The sequence below is a fragment of the Micromonospora sp. NPDC049114 genome, assembly GCF_040648635.1.
GTDB lineage: Bacteria > Actinomycetota > Actinomycetes > Mycobacteriales > Micromonosporaceae > Micromonospora.
Map to the genome: position 1 here is coordinate 134,770 of NZ_JBEZEA010000005.1, position 21,878 is coordinate 156,647.

The window sequence follows — 21,878 nt, forward strand, 5'->3', positions numbered from 1 at the left end:
AACGTGTGGCGAAGCGTCCTGGGGGTCAAGGGGTCGTCGGTTCGAATCCGGCCGTCCCGACAGACAAAAGCCCTGACCAGCGGAAACGCTGATCAGGGCTTTAAGCTTGTCTATGGGGTTTTGAACCGTCCCCCGACCCCCCCGTTTACCGGGGCGGGCAATCAGGTTGGTCATCCCTGGGCATCGTCAGGCAGGGCGGCTGGGGGATCTTGCCGCGTCCCGTGGTCGGTGCCGAGTCGCTCAAGGATGTCCGAGACGTCCGGGGCTTGGGCGGGCTTGCCCGATGTAGTAGGTGGCGGTGACCTCCTCGCTGGAGTGTCCAAGCTGCGCTGCGGCGCTCTTCGTGTCGGTCTCTTCCTTGATGAGGGTGGCCACGGTCTTGCGGAAGGTGTGCGGGGTGACCCAGGCGAGGTCGGCGTCGGCGCGGGCCTCGCGCCACTGACGGCGGACGTCGTTGGGTGACAGCCAGGTGCCGCGTCGGGAGGCGAAGATCGCGTCGTGGGGGTTGTCGGCGGCGACGAGCTTGCGGGCCATGATCATGCCGACGGCGAACCGGGGCAGCACGACCATCCGCCAGCCGGCGTCGCTCTTGGTCCAGGGCTGGCGGAAGAAGCCCTGGCCTTTGACGAAGACGAGCGTGCCGCAGATCGTCTGGGTGGGGCGTGCGGCGGCGAGGTCCATGTCCTCCCACCGCAAGGCGAGGATCTCGCTAACGGCGCGGTTCGGGGGTGGGGCGGGCATGGATCTGTCCTTTCAGGATTCAAGCCTGTCCGATATCGAAGATCATTGGCACTGCCGCCGCTAAACACGGTCGCGGGTTTTACCGAATGTGGACGTTCATCCACCCGTTTCGTTCGTATGGTGTCAAGCCTCTCGTTGATTCTTGTAGCGGTTGAATTCCGCAGACACTGCGGCTGGTGTGGGCGGGAATCCTGGCCCTGCGTCTCCAGACTCCAGGTCGGTGAATGAGCGGCGCCGGTGGGGTCTCCACCCGGTAGTGGTGAGGAATTGCGGGATTTCGCGCGAGGCTGAGGTGCGTAGGAGTTTGTTGAGCGGGTCGCAGGGTGCATTCGGTTGTTCTGCTCGAAACCGATGCAGACTCGGAGATTTTGAAACGTTTCCACGTTGGAGCCTTCGGTGAGGGGTGCGGTTGCCGGCGTTCGCCCTGGTAGCGGTATTGCCGAGCGGGCTTTCGTTCGTCCGCCAACCTTGGCGAGTTGGAGCATCCTGCGATCGGCCTGCTTGCCGGCTGCTCGTCCACGCATCGGGCGGGCCGGTCGACTCGAAGTCCGGTGGTGCAGGGGTGACTCGGCGTGCATTCGATCTTGGCTCGGTTAGCCATCACAGTGGCCGACCCGGATGGTCGGGATTGCTGATGTTCTCCGGTGGATTACGAACGTGCCGAAAACCGAAACGCGAGTGCCGGCTGAGCCTTCCGCTCAACCGGCACGCTCGCCTGCAGCTCTACGTATCGCTGTTGCAGGTGTAGCATTTCTCCTATCTTCGACTCGTCAGGGTGCCAGGAGGTCTCTGGCCGTTTGCTGACCCTGTCGGATTGCTGCCTCAATTGCCGTGATGCGGATGGGCAAGAAAGCTCAGGCGGCGATGGGTGATGTTGTTCGAGGATCTGCTGCTCGCCGACCAAGGCAGGGTGATCGATGCGATTGCCGTCGTCGTCCTCGGCGGCATAAGGGCATGTCCTGTCGATCATGGGGTGGTGCGGCAGGGCTCGGCTAGAGTCTCGCCGTGGTTGTGGTCAACGGGGTTGAAAAGTTCGGCGTGGACGATGTCCTCGAACGCTCATGGGATCTGCCATCGGAGGTAATCGAGCCGCTGCGCGCGCATGTCGAGGTGACGCCCGACGGGTGGGTCGTGGACGTGTGGCACATGACAGCGCAGCTCGCCGCCATCGTGCAGCCCTGGGTGGATGAGCCCATCGATGTCGAGTCGGGTTTCTGGTTTGTCAGCTCGGCGCAGGTCGCTGCTTGAGGCGAGTCATCGGAGCCAGATGATGGCGGCGATGAGGACGAGGCTGCATCAATAGAGGGATGCGCGTTTGGCGTATCGGGTGGCCAGGTCCCGCCATTGCTTGAGGCGGTTGAAGCAGCGTTCCACGACGTTGTGCTTGCGGTATCTCGCCTTGTCGAAGGCTGGTGGTCGCCCGCCGTGGCTGCCCTTGGCGGTCCGACGAGCGACCTGGTCCCAGCGTTCCGGGATGACGTGCCGGATTCCCCGTTGGCGCAGGGCTCGGCGGGTGGAGTCGTGGGCGTCGCCCTTGTCGGCGATCAGTACGTCTGGGCGCTTGCGCGGCCGGCCCGGTCCGGACTTGTTGACGCAGATCGCGTCGAGCAGGGCGAGGAGTTGCGGGTTGTCGCCGGCCTGGCCCGAGGTGAGCAGGATCGAAAGCGGCCGGCCGCGACCGTCGACCGCCAGGTGGATCTTCGTGCTCAGTCCGCCGCGGCAGCGGCACGATCACGACCCACGCCTCGTCAGGCAGTTCACCACGACGCGCCACCGGCACATCGTCAACGACCAACCACTACAAGATCGGTAGGACACGCCCTAGCCTGCGGATCGCATGCTTAGGGAACTCGATGGAACGGCGCCGGTTCGTTGTCTTGTGGTGGGGCTTTGGTTGGCCAGGGGTGTGGAGATGCCAAGAGGTGCTTCCGCTACTCCCTCGACCGCCGGCCGGTTCAGCCGTCGTGGGGATCCGGCAGGAGTTGATTGGCGAGTGATCGTGCTGTGGCGGTGAGTGTCGCCGTGTCCATGCCGGTCCGGCTCATGAACAGCAGGCCTTGTTGCGCGGCCAGGAGTGCGCGCGCCAGCGCTATCGGATCCGCCTCGGCGGGTAGGTCGCCCTCGCGTTGGGCGCGGGCGACGCCGTCGCCGATCAGCGCGGTGGATCTCTCGTACGTGCGGTGGGCGTGATCGAGGACTTCGGGATCGGCGTTGCCGAGTTCCAAGGTGCTGTTGGCCATCAGGCAGCCACGCCGTTTGCCGGCGGCGGTCGGGTCGCCGATCGGTGGCTCGAGGATCGTGCGTAGTGCGACCACGGCCCGCGGAGCTTCGGTGAGGGCTTTGCGCAGGTGGTCGTGGTTGTCGTCGGTGTAGCTGCGCAGCGCCCGGAGGAAAAGCCGGCGCTTGTCGCCGAACGCTGCGTACAGGCTGCCTTTGCCCAGCCCGCTGACCCGCATCAGGTCCTCCAGCGAGGTCGCGGCGTAACCGGCGTTCCAGAACTGATCACGGACGGCGTTGAGTACCTGCTTCTCTTCGAACCCTCGGGGACGCGCCATGCGATCCAGGATACGGATCCTTGACCGTTCGGTCCACAATCCTTATGGTGGACCGGTCAGTCAAGAACTCGTCGTACGCGGGAAGTGGGCAGCAGTGGGAAAGCTGGACAACAAGGTGGCGATCGTGACCGGCGGATCGCGGGGGATCGGCACCGCGATCGCGCTGGCGCTGGCCGACGAGGGAGCCGACGTCGCAATCAGCTACGTGGCCGCGGAGGATCGGGCCAAGGCCGTGGTCTCCGACCTGGAGGCGAAGGGAGTGCGCGCGGCAGCGTTCCGGGCCGACCAGACGGACGTGACGCAGGCGACCAGCCTGATCCACCAGGTGGTCGAGCAGTTTGGAAAGCTCGACATCCTGGTCAACAACGTGGGAATCGGTGGTGGTGGCCGCATCGACGAGGTCGATCCCGATGAGGCCGCCATCGAGCGCCAGCTCACCGCCAACTACAGGAGCCCGGCGGCCGCGATCCGGGAGGCGTTGCCGCTGCTGCCGGATGACGGGCGGATCATCAGCATCAGCTCGGGTGTGGGAATGCGGGCCGGTTTCCCCGGGATGGCGTACTACACGGCGACGAAGTCGGCCCTCGAGGGCTTCAGCCGGGGCGTGGCCCGCGACCTGGCGGGCCGGGGCGTCACTGTCAACGTCATCCAGTCCGGATTCATCGACACCGACGCCAACCCGGCTGACGGCCCGGCCGCAGCCGTGTTCCTTCCGACGACGTCGATGGGACGCTACGGCAGGGGGGAAGAGATCGCCGCGGGCGTCGTCTTCCTGGCCAGCCCGGAGGCCTCCTACGTCACCGGCGCAGTACTCCGGATCGACGGCGGATACGGCGCCTAGTACTCCAACGTCACTTGGCTTCGGCGTTGGGCGTGGCGCCGGCATGGAGACGGCCACCGCGTTGATCATCGATAGTTTTTGAGGACAACCGAAGATCGTGCGGTGGCCGTGGGCCACAGCGTAGACCCCGCCGGATGGCGGGTCATCCTGGACGAGGCGGTGACGCGTGTCGCGGACCGGTTCGTGCGGGCGGAGCCACGTCGAACCGTCGGGCAGTTCGTGGAAGGGCTGCTGTCGAGCGTGGAACGCAAGACCTGCTGGTCGTTTGCGGAACAGGCGGGCTACGACGATCCACAGGCGATGCAGCGGCTGCTGCGCACGGCGGTGTGGGACGCCGACGGCGTCCGCGACGATGTGCAGGCTTGGCTGATCGAACAGCTGTTGGAGGCCCCATAGAAAGAGTTGGAAGGGGTCCTCGCCGTAGGTGAGTCAGGTGCCGTCGCCGAGGGCCATAGGGTCTGCCGTGGCGCAGCCACTTGAACAACGTCATCGGGTGGACTCCGAAGTCCTCGCGGCAACGGGAGTCGCTGCGGGCGCGTGTTCCCGATAGGAAGCGTCCACCGACGAAGGAACCCCGACGTGACTTTCGCGCCCCGCCTGGCCACCGCTGCGGCCACCGCCGCACTCGCGCTCGCCGCCTGCTCGACGCCGGAGGCACCCACCGCCTCCCCGCCCGCCTCGCCGTCGGAACCCGTGGCCGCCACCCCGTCCGCTCCCGTCGCCGCCGCGGGCCTCGCCCGCATTGAGGCCGAGTTCGACGTCCGGCTGGGTGTGTACGCCGTCGACACCGGCACCGGCCGTACCGTCGAGCACCGCACCGACGAGCGCTTCGCCTACGCCTCGACGTTCAAGGCGCTGGCCGCCGCCGCGCTGCTCGACGTGACCTCGCCCGCCGAACTGCGCGAGATCGTCCCCTACACGAGGGCTGACCTGGTGACCCACTCGCCGATCACCGAGCGGCACGCGGGGAGAGGTATGAGCCTGCACGACCTGGCCGACGCAGCCGTGCGCTACAGCGACAACACCGCCGCGAACCTGCTGTTGAGAAGGCTCGGTGGCCCGGCCGGATTCGAGCGGGCGCTCCGCGACCTCGGCGATCGGGTCACCGATCCCGAGCGGATCGAGACCGACCTCAACGAGGCCGCTCCCGGAGACCCGCGAGACACCAGCACGCCCCGGGCGCTCGCCAGTGACCTGCGCGCGTACGTCCTCGGCGACGCGCTCTCCGCCGAGGACCGCGCGGTGCTGACCACGTGGCTGCGAGGGAACACGACCGGGGACGAACTGATCCGCGCCGGCGTGCCGGCCAGCTGGCAGGTCGGCGACAAGACCGGCGCCGGCGGGTACGGCACCCGCAACGACATCGCCGTGCTCTGGCCGCCTGACGGCGCCCCGATCGTGCTCGCGATCCTCTCCACCCGGGACGAGAAGGACGCCCCGTACGACGACCGACTGATCGCCCGGGCGGCGACCGTGACGGTCGAGGCCCTGCGCCGGTAGGCCCGACCGTCTCCGCAGGTCCGCTGCGCGGGCCCCGCCGCCTCAGCTCGTGCGCACGTCGGCCGGTGCCAGGTCTGTTGCCTGCGGCCGTGCCGCTACGGCGTACATGGCCCGCCCGAGTGGAACGCTCGGATGTTGGCCAGCGGTCCGCCTTAGGAGGCGACGAGCCGACAGCTACTTGCGGGTCTCCTTTCCAGCGTCCCGAGCTTCGCCGCTACAACTCTTGTCGTGTCCGTCGTCGCCACCGGTCTCGGCCGAAACGGTCGCCCACGAGAAGGAACACGTGGCCCAGTGGAAGAAGTACGGTAACGTCTTCGGCTACATGTACACCCTAGCGAATGTTTGGGTGGCCAACGACCCGTGCCAGAACCGGTACGAGGTCGCGGCCGACGCCAAGGGGAAGTCGTACAGCCAATGCTGAAACGCGGACGGCGTCGGCTCTGGCTGCTGGCGGGGCTGCTGCTCTGCCTCAGCCAGCTGGGCGCCGCCTGCCAGCACCCGCGGCGCCCGGACTACCAGATTGGGTTCGTGCGCCTCGGTGACCGGCTGGCCGTCTACACCCCGATCTGTCCCGGCGACACCGTGCGGACGATACAGGTGCACGCAGTTCCGCCGGCGGAGAAGAGCGGCAACTCGGTGCTGCTCTGGGAGGCGGCGGACCCGGTCGAAACGGGTCCGGCCGGTGCGGACACCCGCGATGGGTTGATCGTCCTCGGGGCCGGCTTCGGCACCGTTCGGCAGGCACCGCCCGCACAGTTCGACCGCACGCTATCGGTTGCGGTGGACACGGCGGACGGGCGGTCGTACTCCGACGCGGTCGCCCTGCCCGAGCAGGTGGCCCAGTTCCCGGCCGACACTCCGCTGGCGGCGCTCTCCTTCGACACCGACGACGGGCGGGTCAACTACGACACGCTGCGCGCCCACTTCGAACGGGAGATCACCTGTCGCTGATCCCCGGACGGTCAGCGCTGAATCGGATCACGGCACCAACCCGGTCAGCCCGCGCAGGGAGCCGGCTCGGCGGCGGTTTTGCCTGGTTGAGCGCGAGCACGCCGCCAAGTCGGTCATCGCAGGCGCGACAACGTTCGCGGCGACCGAGACGTGGTGCCTTCTGATTCCGGGGTTCTTGCTGAACGGCGCGGATCGCCCAGTGAACGCGGCACCGCATCGGTAGCACCGACCACGACTGCTGCCCGCCTCGCGCCGACCGATAAGCGTGTGCAGCTTGTCCCGAGCGAAAGGGGCCAGCGCCGCTTGTCGAGGATGGGCAGAATGCGATAGGGGGATGTAGGGAGAGCACTCGATATCGTTGCCCGACCTTAGGCGATCCTCGGCGTGAGCGATGATCAACACTGTGTCGAAGTCCAGGCCTATGTCCCCAGCGAGCTAGTGTGCCGCGCCGGAAATTCGCCTACAAAACAGGGCGAGTGATTCGAGGATCTCTTCGGCGGTCTTGAACTGGCGTAGTGGCTGTTGGTGACGCACGGTGATGCATCGCTATCTGGCCTGCCTCCGCTGCCAGCGTTGTACCGGCCGATCACTTCCTTGTACGCGCCGCGGTGTCGGCCTTCCTGGGCCGCTACCGTGGGCAGACTTGCGTGGAGGGGCAGTAGAACCTCACCTCGGTCCAGAACACGAACGCGATCCCGAGCTGCGAGGGCCCGGTGAGGTCGTCCGTAGGATTTGGGAGTGGCCGACTTGAATGACGCACATGATCGAAGTTCGGCATCCGTGACCAGTTGGGCGAGGTTGTCGGTCAGCCACTGTCAGTACGAGGTGTCCGCCGTGCCGGGTGCGTCCGGGATGGGGATCTACACCCTCGGCGACGGCCTGCTGCACGTCGTCGGGCCGTATCAGCTCACCGGCTTCTGCGGCATACACACCGGTTGGATCGAGGCGCGTGTCCGTGTCCTGCCCGGGCCTCCCACGGGAGTCGACGTCGGCTGGGATGCGATCAGTGAGGCAACCCTCTTCAGTCCCAGCGGCCGGCTGTCGGTCGTCGGCCTGATGGGCGGCACTGCGGAGGCCCTCACCGACGTCGCTGTACCGCGCGGGTTGATCCGGGTGCGGGTGCACGCGCGCGAACGCCTGCACGAGACCGTACGCACCGACGACGACCCGCCCGAGCGGCACGAGGTGCACATCTGGGCGGTCACCGAGGAGACGCCATGGCGGACCGTGCTGGCCGACCCGGGGGACCGCGACTGGGAGCAGAAGCCGACGAAGGCCGCCGAGTGGGGGATGCTGTCACTGGTTCCGCGCCCGTCTGGTCGTCCGGCGATCCTGCCGCCGCTGCCACTTGACCCGTACGAGGACGATGCGGGCCTGTCCCGGGTGGCGGTGGTCCGCCACCGGCCCGCGCCGGTCGAGGTCCTGGAGGGAGTGCTGCCCGCCGGCGACCTTGAGGTCCGGCTCAAGCGGGTCGACGACGAGACTTTGCTGTGGTCGTGGTCCACCGCCGACGAACCGATCTTCCCCCGCCCGCTGGCAACGCTGCCGGACGACGAGCCGAGTACGGTACGGCTGACGTCCGGCCCCGACGGCTCCACGCTGCGGCACGAGGGAGTGTTGGGCCGGCACGCCTTCGCCCTCGGTCTGATCTGGGACCACCTGCTCGACACCACCGGGTCGCATCCGTGGATGACGACGTTGCGAGGGCAGGCGGCCGAGGCGACCGCGTTGGCCGAGAAGTCCCGCCGCCTGCAGGCCGAGCGCGACGCCGAGCGGTGGGGAGGTGCTCCACCGTCGGATCGTGTCCGCGGACTCTTCGGCCAGGCGCAGTCCCTGGCCCGCATTGACCGCCGGCTGCTCGACCGCATCGACGCGCTGCCCGCCGCCCGCCAGCGGGAGGCAGCCTGCTGGGCGGCCCGCCGGGCGATGCGGGTGGCAGGACTGGAGCAGATCGGGTGGATCGCCGCTGCGCTCGCCGACGCCGAGGCCGGCCGTCCGCTGCCGCGATCCTTCACCGAGCAGAGCGGCAGCGCCGCGTTTCACCGGCTCCTGTCCGATCCCGAGGTGCCCCACACCACAGTCGCGCTCCGCTTGGACGCAGGAGTTTTCCGCACACTCGACGTCACCGAGATGCTCCAGCAGGCCGCCGCGTTTCCCGCCCTGATCGCCCTGGCGAATGACGATCCGCTGGCCGCTGCGATCGACGCCGTCTACAACGCGGCAATCGCCCACGGTGACGGCGGTCACCGCTTCCTCACCGACGCCCACATCGCCTTGCGCTGACCTGGTTCGGCACGCGGAGTCGCAAGCCGGCACCCGAACGACGCGACCCTTCGCGCAGACGCGGTCGGTTGGAGGAGGCTCGGTTGAGCCAGGGGCGACCCACGGACCGGACGACACCGCCGCTCGCGCGGCGACGGGGCCCGTGGACAGCCGTCTGGGGAGCCCTTGTCACGCCGATTCTTGTACGTCACGGCGTACCTGCCTATGCACTCGCATCTGTACGCCGACGGCGGGACTTCCGGGACAGTTCCGCCAGCTGCAACATGTACGCCGTCCTGGCGTGTCGTGCCATTTCCGCGCGTACATCTGGATCGAGCAGGCCCTCGGGGTCGACCTGTCGTTCGAAGCGATCGAGGAAGCCCTGCGTCCCGGCTGCCGTGCGGCGCGACGGTCGGTCGTTCTGGCCCAGCGCGTCTGGCGGGTGGGCCGCCGAGTGCGGTGTGGTGGCGGTGGTGATTGTAGGTGTGGAGCCAGGCGGGTAGGGCCGCTCGTCGGGCGGTCTCGGATCGGTAGGGCTTGGCGTAGGCCCATTCGTCGGTCATGGTCCGGTGGAAACGCTCGACCTTGCCGTTTGTTTGTGGCCGGTAGGGGCGGGTCTTCTTGACGGTGACGTCGAGCTGGGTGCAGGTGTCGTGCCAGAGCCGGGACTTGTAGCAGGAGCCGTTGTCGGTCAGAACGCGGCGGACGGTGATTCCGGCTGTGCTGAACCAGGCGTGGGCGCGTTGCCAGGGCAGATCCAGGCGTCCGCCGATCCGGGCGGGTCCCCACCGCCGGCTCGTCCGTAGGTGCAGCACCTGGCGTTCTACCTGCAAGCGGGTGCGGTTCGGGCTGTGGTGTGGCCGGCTGGAACGGTCTTTCATGCCCGCGACGCCCTCGACGCGGTAACGCTCGGCCCAGCGTTTCGCGGTAGTCGGGCTGACTTGGAACCGTTCCGCGGCCCGGCGCAGCGGCCACTCGTCGTCAACGACGCAGCGGGCCAGACGCAGTCTGCCGCGTTCGGTCAGGGGTGCATTAGCGTGGGTCACGAGGACCTCCCGGGTGGTGCGGAACCTTCGACAAGCTCCACCTCACCCGGAGGTCCTCACCCATTTCAAGATCTACGCCCTGTCGCCAACGTCCATGGACAGAACACCTAGATCGGCGCCGACCCCGCACCGCACGGGCTCGGGCCGAATGCATACGGCATGGACCGGCGAGTCCTGATCATCAGGTCGCTTCCTTCATCCAGTCCAGCAGGCGCCGGGCATAGTCGCGCTCCCGGTCGTCGGTCGGCTGGTACGGCGCGACGAGCATCGTCGTGGGCAATCCGTCCCCGAGGGTGCGCTGCAGGATTCTCCGCAGCAGCCGCGCCTGCGCTTCCTCCAGGTGCGGTTGGGCGACGAAGTCGACGGTGTTCGGCGTCAGCGCACGCCCCAGTGCGGCGAGCCGGGTCAGCTGCCAGTCCTTGACGCCGATGAGCAGGTCGGCGTATTCGGCGTCGCCGACGGCGGCCAGCAGCGCTGCGGCGAGCTTGACGACGTCCTGCTCCGCCACCCGGCCCGCCGAGCGGCCAATGACACCGCGGCAGAACGCTTTGAGCTCGCTGACCTGGTTTTCGCGCAGCGAGCCGGCGAAACGCAGATCCGGTTTCCCGGTGACGTCGAGGCCGCGCAGGTCGACGGCGGTCAGGCGCTCCAGCTGACCGCCCGCTGTGGCTCGCGCCGACGGATCGTGCAGGTACTTCGCGAGCGGGCCCAGGTGCAGCGACCGTGCGGCGCACGCGCCGAGCCGGCGGGTCAGGTGCACCGCCTGGCGGCTGGCGAGTCCGTTGCCGTCCTGACCGAGCCGGCGCAGCAGTAGCACCGCGGCCAGCGCCGGTGCCAGATCGATCTCGGCCGGGCGGGTGGCACCGTCGAACAGCGCGGGGCCGTACTTCTCCAGCCAGGACACCAGGGCGGGCAGCGGTGCCGGTGCGGCACCGGGTGACCGCTCCTGCGCGCCGAACTCCCGCAGGACCGCCAGGTCGGCCTCGTACTCCGGCTCGACCACGGGGCGGCTCGCCGGCGCGGAACCGGCGTCCACGTACGCCGCGAACCGCGCCGGCACAGCGGTGCCGCCCAGCGACTCGGCCATCCACCCGCAGATGTCGAGCCTGGTGCGCTGCTTGCCCGCCTGGACCAGACTCAGGGTCCGCTGCGGCACGGACCGCTGCGTGACGAGCATCGGCACCGGTGCCGCGTCGGCCCCGACTCGCAGGTCGCCCTCGGAGACCAGCTCGGCGAGCTGACCCTCCGGGTAGAGGCGGGCCAGGTAGCGCCGGTGCAGGTCGTCCAGCGGCTGTAGTGGCGCGATCAGCACGGCCCGCACGGCGCTGCCGGGGGTCAGCTGCGCCCGCCGGTGCACCGCGTCTGGCGTCATCGTCACCGAGACGGTGGCGTTGTCCCGGACCACCACGTGCAGCGGCTCCTCCGGGGCGTGGTGCTCCACGATGGCGGTCCGCAACGCGGAGGCGGTCAGGCCGGTCGCCCACGAACACTGCTGGGCGGGCAGCCAGCGCAGGGCCAGCGACGACGTGTCGCGGCAGACGATGCCCTCCGGGGCCGTCTCGTCGCCGACGACGGTCATCGGTTCGACCCGGACGTCGGTGCCGTACGCCGTCGCCCGAACGCCCGACACCAGCCGCTGGCGGGTGTCGACGTGCATCCACACCGGTGTGCGGCTGTCGCGCAGCCAGGCGATCGCGTCCGGTGCCAGCCGGCCGGGCAGGCCCGGCAGCATCGCCTTCAGCTCGACGTTCAGCAGCGCCCGGCCGTGCTGAGCCAGCACCTGGCCGTTGCCGAGGCCACCGAGCACCCGCAACTGCACGATCTGCCCCGACGTGGAGGCCGTGCGGGCCGTCACCGGCGTCACCCGTGCTGTCGTCCCGTCGCGATCCAGCACGCGAACCGGGAGGTAACCGCCGACGGCGTCCAGGATGCGCGCCCGGTCCGCGGGCCGGCTGAGCGCCTCCGACAGCCAGGTCGTCCGGTTGTCGGTGGTGAGTTCGGCGGGTTCGCACCGCAGGTGCGGCAGGCCGGCCGCGCTCACCTCACCGGACCGCCAGGTCACCAGCAGGACGTCGCCGCGCTCGGGCAGGTCGGCTGCGGTGGCGGGGGTGAGCTCGTTGTCCCGGTCCAGCCAGCAGTAGCTGCCGACCGGCAGCCGGAGCTGGAGGTCCCCGTCCGCCGGGTAGGTGAGCTGCCAGTTCCCGCCGGCCAGGGTGATGCTGCCGGCCTCGACATCGTGCCCGGTGACCACGAGCAGCGCGCGGTTGCGGCCCAGGTAACCGCGCGGGCCGGGCGACCACGCGACGAGGTCCAGCGGCTTGAGGGCGAGCGGGGAGGACATCACGGTACGCAGGATCACCTCGTCGCCCGGCGACACGTCCCGCCAGCAGAACTTCTCCAGACTCGTCGGGGTGCCGGGGGCGCGCAGGATGCTGCCGGGCACCTCGACGACCCGGCCCGGCGCGAGCTCCACCCAGATGCCGTGCCCGCCGTCGAGCACCCCGGCGACCGGGAAGGTACGCACCTGGCCGGCGGCGCCGTCCTCGATCAGCTGGATCGCCGGGTACGCGTACCTGCGCAGGTCCTCGGGGTGGTACCGCAGCGACCACCGGTCGTCGAAGAACAGCGGGTCGTTCGCCGGCGTCGCGCGGGCCGGCAGTTCCTGCGCTCTCGTGGTCAGGCCGCCGTCGGGCAGTTCGGTCCAGCTTCCGGTGCTGAGGTCGTGGTACTGCCACCGGCCGGCGCGACAGTGCCGGGCGATCCGGCTGGTCGGCCGGTCGGCGAAGGACAACCGGTGCCAGCCGACCACCGGCGGTGGCTCGGGCGCGTCTGCGGACACGGCGGTGAGCACGGGCTGATCGTCGCCGTCGACCCCGACCGTGGCCGCGCGGATCCCGTCGGTGGCGTCGATGACTGCCTTCCCGCCGGCGTGGGCCTTGATCACGGCGAGCTTCGGGTGGTCCCTGCTCATCAGCGACGCCGTGTGCCGGCCGCCCTGCACCGGCTGGTTCGGCAGCGACACCACTGTGAACGTGCCGCCGTTCTGGGCGTACTCCGCCGGTCGGCGGAGCAGATTGTCCATCGGCAGCAGCGTCGCCGGCCGGCCGGCACCGTCGACGAACGACGCGTCCGCCGACACGGCCGGAGTCACCACGACGCGGTCGCCCGCCCAGCGCAGCGTGACGATGTCGCCCTTCTGCAACCCTCGGGTCGTACGGGAGTCGGCGACCAACTGGGCGAGCACGCCAGGGCTGAGCTCGACGACGACGCGGCCATCGGGCCACGTCTTGCCGACCGTGGCGAAGACCGCCGTCGAGTGGGCCGCCAGCCACGTGTTCAGGGTCTCCGACCGCCGTGGCGGCACCAGGATCGTGTCGCCTCGCCACACCCGCCCGGACGTGCCGTTCGGGGAGCGGTCGAGCGATACCCACATCCGGCTCGGCACCTCGGTCGGCTCGTTCGCCTCCTGACGCTCCAGCGCGTTGCGCAGCGTCGCCTCCCGATAGGAGAAGTAGCGCCGGTAGACCCGTACCTCGATCGGCTCGTCGGCGGCGCCGAGGACGTCGTCGGAGAAGCGGAACGACACGTAGATGTCGTTGCGGAAGTCGCCGAAGCCGCCGCGCTGGATCCGGCCCGACTCCATCAGCACCCGGTGCCCGGGCCGCAGCCCTCGCTCGCGCCCACCGTTGGGGGTGAGGAACGAGAACGAGAGGTACGGCTGGTCGGCGCTGGGTTGCGCGCCACGGTCCACCTCGGCGAGCAGGGTGGTCTCGTACGGCTGGGTGCTGTCGCGCGCGGCGGCGGGCAACGCGGCGATGATCCGTTCGACCGAGGCCCGGTCGAAGCGGGCGTTGCGCAGCCGGCGTTCCCGGGCGGCCGGTGACAGCTGGGATCCGCTGGTCATCCTGTCGTTGCGCACCATCGCGCTCCGGACGTCGACGGTGCGGGCCACCGGGTCGACCACCGCTGTCACCAGTTGCACGGCCTTGGCGTCGTCGCTCCAGATCTGGTGCTCGATCTCCCACCACAGATCGGCCGGGTCGATCGCGAGGACCAGTCGCTCGGCGCCGTCGTCACCGGTCACCCGCTCGAAGGAGACCGCCTCGACGCGGTCGCCGTAGAACAGCGACGGGGCGTACTGCGATCCGGCCCGGACGCAGTTGGCGGGCGCCAGCACGGTCCAGCCGTACCCCCACTCGAACCGGTAGGCGCCCGACTCGTCGAGCCCGGCGAAGTACATCCGGCGCGGGAAACGAGCGGTGCCCGCGCTGCCGCCTCCGTGGCCGAGCCGGCGGGCCAGCTGTTCCACGGTCAGCGGCGCGGCGTCGCGGTACGACGCCTGCCACTGCTGCGTCGAGGGGTCCCGGCTCAGCAGGAACCGGGCATCCGAGGCGAGGTAGTCGTCCCGCCCGGGCACCCACGGCGTATCCGTCGCCGGCAGCGGCACCTCGGCGGTCCACGACACCGCGGAGTCGGCGGTGTGCAGGGGGACGTGCAGCCCGTCGAGTTCGGCGCGTACACCGCGCAGCCTGCCGGTGACGTGTCGGTTGCTTCCCTGCTCCCAGGCCTCGAACCGGTCGCGGAGGCGGTGGTCGTCGTTCGAGCGGTCCGGCGCGGTCCGCACCGTCCAGCGGCCCGGCAGGAACGTCCGGCGGATGTCGACCATGCTGGTACCGTCCGCCAGATCGTGCGGCTCGGCGGTGATCCGCAGGTCGGCCCAGCTGTCCCCGGTGCGGCCGAAGGCTCCGACGTCCGCCTGCCCGTACAGGTACCGGTTGCCCGCGAGCCGGAGACGGACCCGGCTCCGGCGGGTGCCGCCGTCGGGGAACTCCCAGGTGGACTCCACTCGGCCGGCACCGGGCGGCACGTCCAGGCGCCGGCGGCCGGACAGTGCCTCCAGATGTCGGCGGGTCGTCCGGCCCGGCGTCGCGATGAGGACCTCGGCGGTCTCGGTGCGCTGGATCAGATCGCCGATCGCCACCGGCGGCAGCTGCGTTGTTCCGAGATACAGCGCCGTGCCGGTCACCTGATCCGATCCGATGAACCGCGTCGACCACAGCGCCCGGACGTTCACCAGGCGCGGGGTCGCCTCGAACGACCACCCACCCGCCTGGTGAACGGCCCACACCGGATCGCCGGGCCGCCGGGGCAGCGCCGAGAAGGCGGTCATCGGCGCCTCGCAGTAGAAGGCGTCGCCGGCGTGGTCCTCGAGCCAGACGCCGCACACGTCCCTCGTGGCTCCGTACAGGACCCGTGCGGCGAGCCCCGCCACGTTGCGACGAGGGCCCTCGAGCTGGGTGAGCCGTCCCCGGTCCGCCTCGCGCATCGTGCTCTCGAGGACCTCGGTGCTGACCGGGACCGGGTCCTGGCGGTGGTCCGCCGGCCTGGTGCGGATCGACCGTACGACCACCGTACGGCCGGCGGCCAGACCGTCGGCCAGGGTGGCGTCCATGGTGAGCGAGTCGAAGTCGATCTCGACGGGCAACCCGTCCAGGGTGTGTCCCTTGAGCGACGCCTGGACGTCGCGCCCGTTGACCGGTTTGATGTCGAAGACGTCGCCTTCCTGGACGTAACGCAACGACGCGAACCGGTCACCCGGATCGGCGAAATCGTCCAAGCGCGACTCCAGAGTGGTGCGGCCGCGCACCACTCCGGTGCGCTGACTGGCGCTGTTCCAGCTGTGCGGATACAGCTCGAACGCCATCGACCGGCTTGCGCCGCCGTCGAGCGGGCTGCGGATCACCACGCTCTCGGCGATCTCCGGTATGCCGGTCGACATGGTCCACTCGGTGCCGTTCCAGGTCGCCACGTGCACGTCAGTCGTGGCGAACATCTGCCGCCAGCGCAGGTTGCGGTCGTCGAACGGCCCCGGCGCGAGGTCGCGCCACCGCTCCCGCGACCCGGCCGGCGGCTCGTCGGCCAGGTCGAGCTGCGGGTGACCGTCGGTGGCGCCGCCGAGGCGGACATGGATCAGCAGACCGTTGTCGTCGGTCTCGCCGCCGCTGCCGTCGAGTTCCTCGCGCTGCTGCCGGGCCAGCCGCCAGTCGGCCAGGCGAGCGCGGGCGGCCGGTGTCCAGACGGCGGCGGCCAGCAGATACACCGCGCCTGGGCTGGTGCAGACCCGCCACGCCTCGCCGCCGTGCGTCATCACCCGCTCGATGAGCACCACAGTGGTCGCCGGCGCGGCGGCGGTCAGCTCGGCGCTCAGGAAGTGGGCGAAAGATCGGTCCGTGGGCAGCCATACCTGGTGCTCCTCGTCCCACCGCACCATCGTCGATCCGGTGACCTCGGTGCTGCGGTGGTACGACGCGGAGATGTCGGGGTCCCAGTAGTCGTGTACCAACGCGGGCAGCGAGATGCCGCGGCGGTGCTGGTACACCGTTCGCAGGGAGTGTTGGCCCGCGACCGCCAGGCTCACCACGTCGGCCCGGATGGTGAAGTCGGCCTTGCGGACCTCGTCCGGTGCCGGCGGCCGTGTGTGCAGGCGTTCCACCGCCCGGATCGTCCCGCTGTCGAGCTGCACGGCGACCAGGTCGCCGATCTCCAGCGACAGGTTCGTCGCGAAGCCGGGCGGGCTGCCACCCAACCCGCAGTTGACCAGGACGCGCCGCTCGTTCTGCCGCCGCTCGGCCGCCGCCACGATGCCGCTCACCCAGGCCCGCCCGGCCGGCAGCCGCTCCTCACGGCGCGCGTCGGCGGCGAACAGGTCGACGGCGTCACCCCGCGGGATTCGGTACGACCCGAAGGTGGTGAGGGAGACGTTCATCGGCACCTGCGCCAACTCGTAGCCGTGCCGCAACACCGCGGCGACCAACCGCGGGTCGTACGCCTGGGTGGCGGGCGCCGGCACCAACGCCCCGCCGCGGTGGAACTGCCACTGTGCGGGCGAGGTCGTCAGCGCGTGTCCCGCGGTCATCCCCACCCGGGCGACGAAACGCTCCAGAAGTTGGGTGCGCTGCGCGGCGCCGATCGACTGGGCGTACCCACTCCACGGGCTGGCCGTCGCCGCACGCTCGCCGGTGCTGTTCAGCAGCGCACGGAACAGCCGCTGACGCAGCTTCGCCGTGGTCGACTCGCCGATCGGCAGCACCCCGGTCAGCTTGGCGACGAGCAGGTCGAGATAGCGCGGCGCGTTGACCGAGAACTCGGCCACCGCGTCGATCACCAGCTCCTGGACCTGGCGTACCGTGGCGTCGTTCTGCTCGGCGACCGGCACGTCCAGCAGGTCGAGCATCCGACGGCGGATGTCCCGGGGCAGGTTCTTGGGCTCGTTCAACCGGGACACGCGCCGGCTCCACTCGGCGATCCAGTCCGCGTGCTCGCCCACGGCCCGGCCGTCGGCGAGCAACGCCTCCAGCCGCAGCGTCATCATGGCGAGGTCGACCGTGACCAGCGGACCGGGCTCGGGGATGGTGACCCGCTGCCATTCGTCGACCTTCAGGTTGGGCGCGAGCAGCACCTGCCGGGTGCCGACCTTGCGGCCCTCGACGAACGAGTCCAGCCAGTCCCACTCCGCGCGGTTGACCGCGTCGAAGAGCGATGGGAACGCCTCCAGCGCGAGGGTCGCCGGTTCGAGGAGCCGCCGCGACGCGGTCGCCGGGTTGTACTGCCACATCTCGGTCATGGCGAGCGCGATCATCTGTTCGGCGGGCGTGGGCCCGTCCGTGCCGGCGTACCAGGCCGCCGACGCCGCCCGGACGGGGACGTCGACCTGCCCGGAGTACGCCTCGTAGGCCCAGTGCGTGACGACCATCGTCGCCGCCTCCTGGAACAGGTTGAGTGCCTGCTGCGGATGGGTGCCGACCAGCCGTTTGCCCCGGTCGCCGGGCTCGTACCGGACGGTCTGCCGCAACCGTTCGGCGACCAGGGCGGGCGGCAGCGACGGTCGCGCGTCGCCGTCGGCTCCGGCGGTCGCCTCGCCGCTGCCGATGCGGCGCAGGAAGTCCTGCGTGTACAGGGCGAGGCCGGTCATCGGGCCGTTGAGGAAGGCGTCGTCGTCGCCTGCCGCGTCCAGCGACTCCCGGTTGCCGAGGTGGGTCCGCAGGCGGTACCCGCCCAGCACGTCCGCCGCGTGCACCATCAGGTCGACCAGGTACGCCGGCGGCTGCGGTCCGGTGGCGGCCAGCAGGGTGCCGGCCACGGAGATCGCGCCGAACAGGCGCACCAGGGCGGACTTGTCGCCGAGATGCGGGAACGTGCCATCGGCGACCGTGTGCTTGCGCCTGTTGCCGTCCTCGGCCTGGTCGCGGACGGCCATCGGGTTGAAGACGGCGTCGCGGCGGTGCAGCCAGGGTGAGAACAGCAGGCTCGCCGTCGGCACCGGCATCCGGTCGTGGTCGCCCGACCTGACCTCGATCTCACCGGCCTCGGCGCCGGGCGGCATCCGGAGTCGGAGCAGATCCCCGATCGCCGCCTGGAACCTCTTCAGCTCCGACGAGTCACACGGCAGCCACACCCGGGCCGGGCCCTTGCCGCGTTTGGGACCGGCGAACGGCGGGGCGTTCCACCATCGGCTCAGCCGGGTCGCCAGCGACGCCGGATCCACTTCCGCCGCGACCTGCCACAGAACCGTCTGCCAGAGCAGCCTGCCGAGCAGGGGTTCCGGCTCGCCACGCAGCCAGGCGAACGCGTCGGCCCGTGGCGGCCCGCCGACGCGCCTGTGCAGGACGTCGAGGCGCCGGAAGCCGACCGCCTCCCGCTCGATGTCCGCCACGACCGTGGCGGTGTCGCGACCGTCCGCCGGCCGCGCGGCGAACAGCAGCCGGGCCATGGTCTCGAGCACGTCGGGCTGCGCCAGGCCGCTGTTGCCGGACGTGCCGAGCAGCCGGGCGACCAGCTTGGCGCCGTCCGTTCCGGAAGCGCCCGCGGCCTCCATCGCGATCAGCTGCGGCAGCCGGCCCAGCTCGCCGTCGAGTACCGCCTCGACGTAGTCCGGCTGCTGCTCGAGGTGAGCCGCGACCGCCCGGGGCGCGGCCTCGGCGGCACTGCGCAGGAGCGCGAGTACCGCGACGTCGGTCGCTCGGCCCGGCAGGTCGAGGTGGAGGCGGGTGCCCTGGGCCGGCCCGGTGGCCGGTGACGCGACAGGTACGGCGGACAGCGCCTCGACGATCTCCTGCTCGGTGGCCGCGCCGAGCCGGCGGAGCAGGTGCACCAGCGCCGGCGGCGCCTCCGGGCCGATCGTGGCCGTCAGGGCGGCGGCGAGATGCTCGGCCGTCGCGGCGTCCGTGCAGCGCCGCGCCGCGTCCACCAGCGCCGGAATCGCGTAGACCTGCTGCAGCCGCTCGATCGTGGCGATCCGGCCGGCCGCCAACTGCACCATTGTCGACCGTGCGTGCGGTGATCGCAGCACCTCCAACAGCGACAGGTACGCCCGGGTGTCGCTCGGCTGGAGGCGGATGGAACAGCAGAAGTGCCAGTCGGCGAGCAGCATGGTCACGCTCTCTCGGGTCGGTTCGGCGGCAGGTAGGCGTGCCGGAGCACGGCGACGAGGTCGGCGTCCGTGACGTCGGCCCCGGTGGAGCCCGTGGTGTTCGAGAGACCGACGACCAGCGGGAAGGGCGGGTCGAGCGCGAGCACCGGCTCGACCAGTTCGGGTTTGAGTGGCATCTGCGACAGCGCCGCCCAGTAGCCGGGCCGGTCCGGGAATGCGCCGGCCAGGTGCTCCGGGCCCAGCCGCACCGCACGGGCCCAGCGGCGGACGACCGCGGGATCCTCCTCGGCCCAGCGGCCGTTCCCGAATTCCGCCCGCGGGGTGCCGAGCAGCCGCTGGACCGATTCGCCGTCCCGCAGCTCAAGCCAGCTCTCGAGCAGGTCCCGGGTCGCCGCGTCGCTGGGCCGGCGTCGGTGCAGCGCCCAGAGCAGGGCGTCGACCACCTCGGTGCGCATGGCGTGGGCGGGCGCCTCGTCGGGCAGGGGCGGACGACCGGCCTTGATGGCTTCGTCGAGCCAGTGATCCAGGTGGTCGTCCGTCGCGGCGGCGGCGATCAGCGCGGCGTACCGGCCGGGCCCGGCGCGGTCCCGGGCGTACGCGGCGAGCAGCGGCTCGTAGCAGTCGCGCAACCAGTCGCGCACGTCCAGCAGCAGACCGACCTCGGCGGCGAGTCCCGGCGAGTCCGCGTTCACCGCGGCGACCAGGGCCTGAACGGCGGCGGCGATCGGTGTGGGCCGGCTGTCCCCGGCGACCGGCGGCGTCGGGGCGTCGAGGCCGTACCGCTGCCGGACCTCGGCGACCGCGGCGCCGAAGCCGGCCGGGCCGTCACCGGGCAGCAGCACGGATCTGGCACGCCGCACCCGGCTGGTCGTCCACGGAAGGACGTGGCACAGCAGCTCGACGCGCTGCCCGTCGAGGCGGGCGGCGACATCCTGGGCGGCCAGCACCGCGTCGAGCGGCTCCGGGGAGACGATCCGCAGCACCAGCGCCGCCCCGGGCAGCTCGGCGTCGCGGAACGCGGCGAACATCGCGATCCGCTTCGCCCATTCACCGCCGTATTCCCACTGGGTCGCGGGCGTCTCGGCGGTCACGACGAGGCCGAGAGTCGCGCCGTCGGGGCGGCTCTCCAGGACAGCGCGGAGCGCCGGCGGGTTTCCGGCAAGCTGGAGCCAGGTTTCCACGGTGTCCGGGATGTTGTTGGCCGCCTCGTACTCGTACCAGCGACGGCGCGCGAACGTACGCCGCTGACGGGTGGCCTCGTGCTGGAATGTCTCCTCGGCCGCGGTGAGCGCGTCACCGAGAGCGCGGCTGCGACGTTTCGCGTCCGCCAGCACGACTGTCGCCGGCCCGCGGTCCAGGGTGCAGATCAGGTCGAGGCCGACCCGCCGAGCGTCGTCGACGGGCAGGGCGGAGGTGCCCGGTGACCAGGACCGGGTCAGCGCCCAGGTCTGGTAGGTGTCCGGCGTCGGCAGTTCCGGCGCGGGCGCCCGTTGGTCCAGGAAGGCAAGGCCGTGCGTGTACAGGACGGGAAGCGCGTCGTGCCGGCTGAACCCCGAACGGGCTCCGGCCACGGCCAGGTCGGCCGGGGTTCCCAGCACCAGCTGTTCGAAGAACGTGGCGATGAACTGCTCGGCGTCGTAGTGGCTGACCGTGCCGTAGATGCCCACCACGAGCGGGACCCCACCCTCGGCCAGCCGTCGGGCGAGTGAGCCGTACGGGCCGACCGGCTCACCGCTGCCGCAGGCGACCAACACGGCCAGGGCCGGCTTCGCGTCGGTGACGTTGGCCGCCACCCAGTTGTGCTCCAGCAGTTCGGCAGTCGCGGGAGCGTCCTCGTCGTCGGCGTGCACCAGCAGCCCGGGCGCCGGCGCCGCGACGTGGTGGCCGCAGAAGACGACCGCATAGCTCCGGTCGATCAGCGCGCTGCGGAGCCGCTGTTTTGTCACGCCGTCGAGCGTCACCACCTCGAAGCGAGCCGGTTGCAGCGCGTCCCGGATCAACGCGGCGTCTCGGGGCGCACGACCGGATTCCGTGCGGAGGGTCACCGACTCACCGTCGGGCAGCAGGTGGGGGCCGGACAGGTCGGTGGCGGTGGCCACCACGACCCGCCTGCTCGGCACCGCACGCGATCGCGAGGCCGGGCCGTCCACGACCCGCACCAGGGACACGTCCGGCTCCTGCCCCAGGACGGTGAAGCCACCGAGGACGCGCGGGATCGGCGCTGCCTCCCACTTGCGGTCGACGATCTCCGCGGCGCCGGTGAGCAGAACACGGATCCGGGCGCGACCGGCGAGAGTTCGGCGCATCTCGGCGAACTTCGTGCGGACTGCGCCGGCGAACAAGAGATTCTCGTACAGATCCCCGGGTCTGGTGAGGTCCTGCGGTTGGTCGCTCTCGGCGAACGTGACCACATCGGACACGTACTCCTCGAGGACCGCCGGCGTGTCCGCCAGGAGATAGTCGTCTTTCCACGGCGGAATCAGACCGTTGTCGGGCACCGCGATGGTCACCGCGATGGTGCCCGGAGGACCCGGCTGGAGCGTCAGGTGAAC

At 70.6% G+C, this 21,878-nt stretch carries 10 protein-coding genes and 2 pseudogenes; 6 read left to right on the top strand and 6 right to left on the bottom strand.

The features are described 5' to 3' along the window. Positions 1-240: 240 nt before the first annotated feature. The gene (locus AB0B39_RS17470) at positions 241-741 is read right to left on the bottom strand and encodes a tyrosine-type recombinase/integrase (protein ID WP_357574785.1); all 501 of its coding nucleotides are present in this window, start codon (positions 739-741) and stop codon (positions 241-243) included. 1,005 nt (positions 742-1,746) lie between these two features. On the opposite strand from AB0B39_RS17470, the gene AB0B39_RS17475 reads away from it, so the two are divergent. Further along, positions 1,747-1,989 carry a hypothetical protein gene (locus AB0B39_RS17475; protein WP_357574786.1) on the top strand — a complete coding sequence of 81 codons (243 nt, stop codon included), beginning with the start codon at positions 1,747-1,749 and terminating at the stop codon, positions 1,987-1,989. A gap of 48 nt (positions 1,990-2,037) precedes the next feature. On the opposite strand, the pseudogene AB0B39_RS17480 reads toward AB0B39_RS17475, so the two are convergent. Beyond that, positions 2,038-2,460 (bottom strand): annotated as a pseudogene (locus AB0B39_RS17480) (IS5 family transposase); the annotation flags it as partial. Positions 2,461-2,696: 236 nt separating this feature from the next. Next, complete coding sequence (locus AB0B39_RS17485) at positions 2,697-3,296, bottom strand: TetR/AcrR family transcriptional regulator (RefSeq protein ID WP_357574787.1); 600 nt, start codon at positions 3,294-3,296, stop codon at positions 2,697-2,699. Between the two features lie 94 nt (positions 3,297-3,390). Here AB0B39_RS17485 and AB0B39_RS17490 point away from each other — a divergent pair, with 94 nt between their 5' ends. The 5 genes from AB0B39_RS17490 to AB0B39_RS17510 all read left to right on the top strand — a co-directional run bounded on the left by AB0B39_RS17490 (position 3,391) and on the right by AB0B39_RS17510 (position 8,871). Next, a complete protein-coding gene (locus tag AB0B39_RS17490) occupies positions 3,391-4,137 on the top strand; it encodes an SDR family oxidoreductase (protein ID WP_357574788.1) in 747 nt (248 codons plus the stop codon). A 102-nt stretch (positions 4,138-4,239) separates the two neighbouring features. Continuing rightward, positions 4,240-4,533 (top strand): transposase, encoded by a 294-nt coding sequence (locus tag AB0B39_RS17495; protein ID WP_357574789.1) that lies wholly within the window; start codon positions 4,240-4,242, stop codon positions 4,531-4,533. A gap of 183 nt (positions 4,534-4,716) precedes the next feature. Next, a complete protein-coding gene (gene bla / locus AB0B39_RS17500; RefSeq protein ID WP_357574790.1) occupies positions 4,717-5,637 on the top strand; it encodes a class A beta-lactamase in 921 nt (306 codons plus the stop codon). A gap of 414 nt (positions 5,638-6,051) precedes the next feature. After that, positions 6,052-6,588, top strand: a complete 537-nt coding sequence (locus AB0B39_RS17505; protein WP_357574791.1) for a hypothetical protein — start codon at positions 6,052-6,054, stop codon at positions 6,586-6,588. A gap of 834 nt (positions 6,589-7,422) precedes the next feature. Then, positions 7,423-8,871, top strand: a complete 1,449-nt coding sequence (locus tag AB0B39_RS17510) for a hypothetical protein (protein WP_357574792.1) — start codon at positions 7,423-7,425, stop codon at positions 8,869-8,871. A 410-nt stretch (positions 8,872-9,281) separates the two neighbouring features. Here AB0B39_RS17510 and AB0B39_RS17515 read toward each other — a convergent pair. The 3 genes and pseudogenes from AB0B39_RS17515 to AB0B39_RS17525 all read right to left on the bottom strand — a co-directional run. Next, positions 9,282-9,896 (bottom strand): annotated as a pseudogene (locus AB0B39_RS17515) (leucine zipper domain-containing protein); the annotation flags it as partial. A 181-nt stretch (positions 9,897-10,077) separates the two neighbouring features. Continuing rightward, positions 10,078-19,332, bottom strand: coding sequence for a hypothetical protein (locus AB0B39_RS17520; RefSeq protein ID WP_357574793.1), 9,255 nt, complete (start codon positions 19,330-19,332; stop codon positions 10,078-10,080). Further along, positions 19,329-21,836 (bottom strand): CHAT domain-containing protein, encoded by a 2,508-nt coding sequence (locus AB0B39_RS17525; RefSeq protein WP_357574794.1) that lies wholly within the window; start codon positions 21,834-21,836, stop codon positions 19,329-19,331. Before AB0B39_RS17525 ends, AB0B39_RS17520 begins: the two co-directional genes overlap by 4 nt. Positions 21,837-21,878: the final 42 nt, after the last annotated feature.

Excerpts from the sequence above, each read along its gene's own strand:
- AB0B39_RS17485 (WP_357574787.1), bottom strand. The coding sequence starts at position 3,296 with ATGGCGCGTCCCCGAGGGTTCGAAGAGAAGCAGGTACTCAACGCCGTC.
- AB0B39_RS17470 (WP_357574785.1), bottom strand. The coding sequence starts at position 741 with ATGCCCGCCCCACCCCCGAACCGCGCCGTTAGCGAGATCCTCGCCTTG.
- AB0B39_RS17505 (WP_357574791.1), top strand. The coding sequence starts at position 6,052 with ATGCTGAAACGCGGACGGCGTCGGCTCTGGCTGCTGGCGGGGCTGCTG.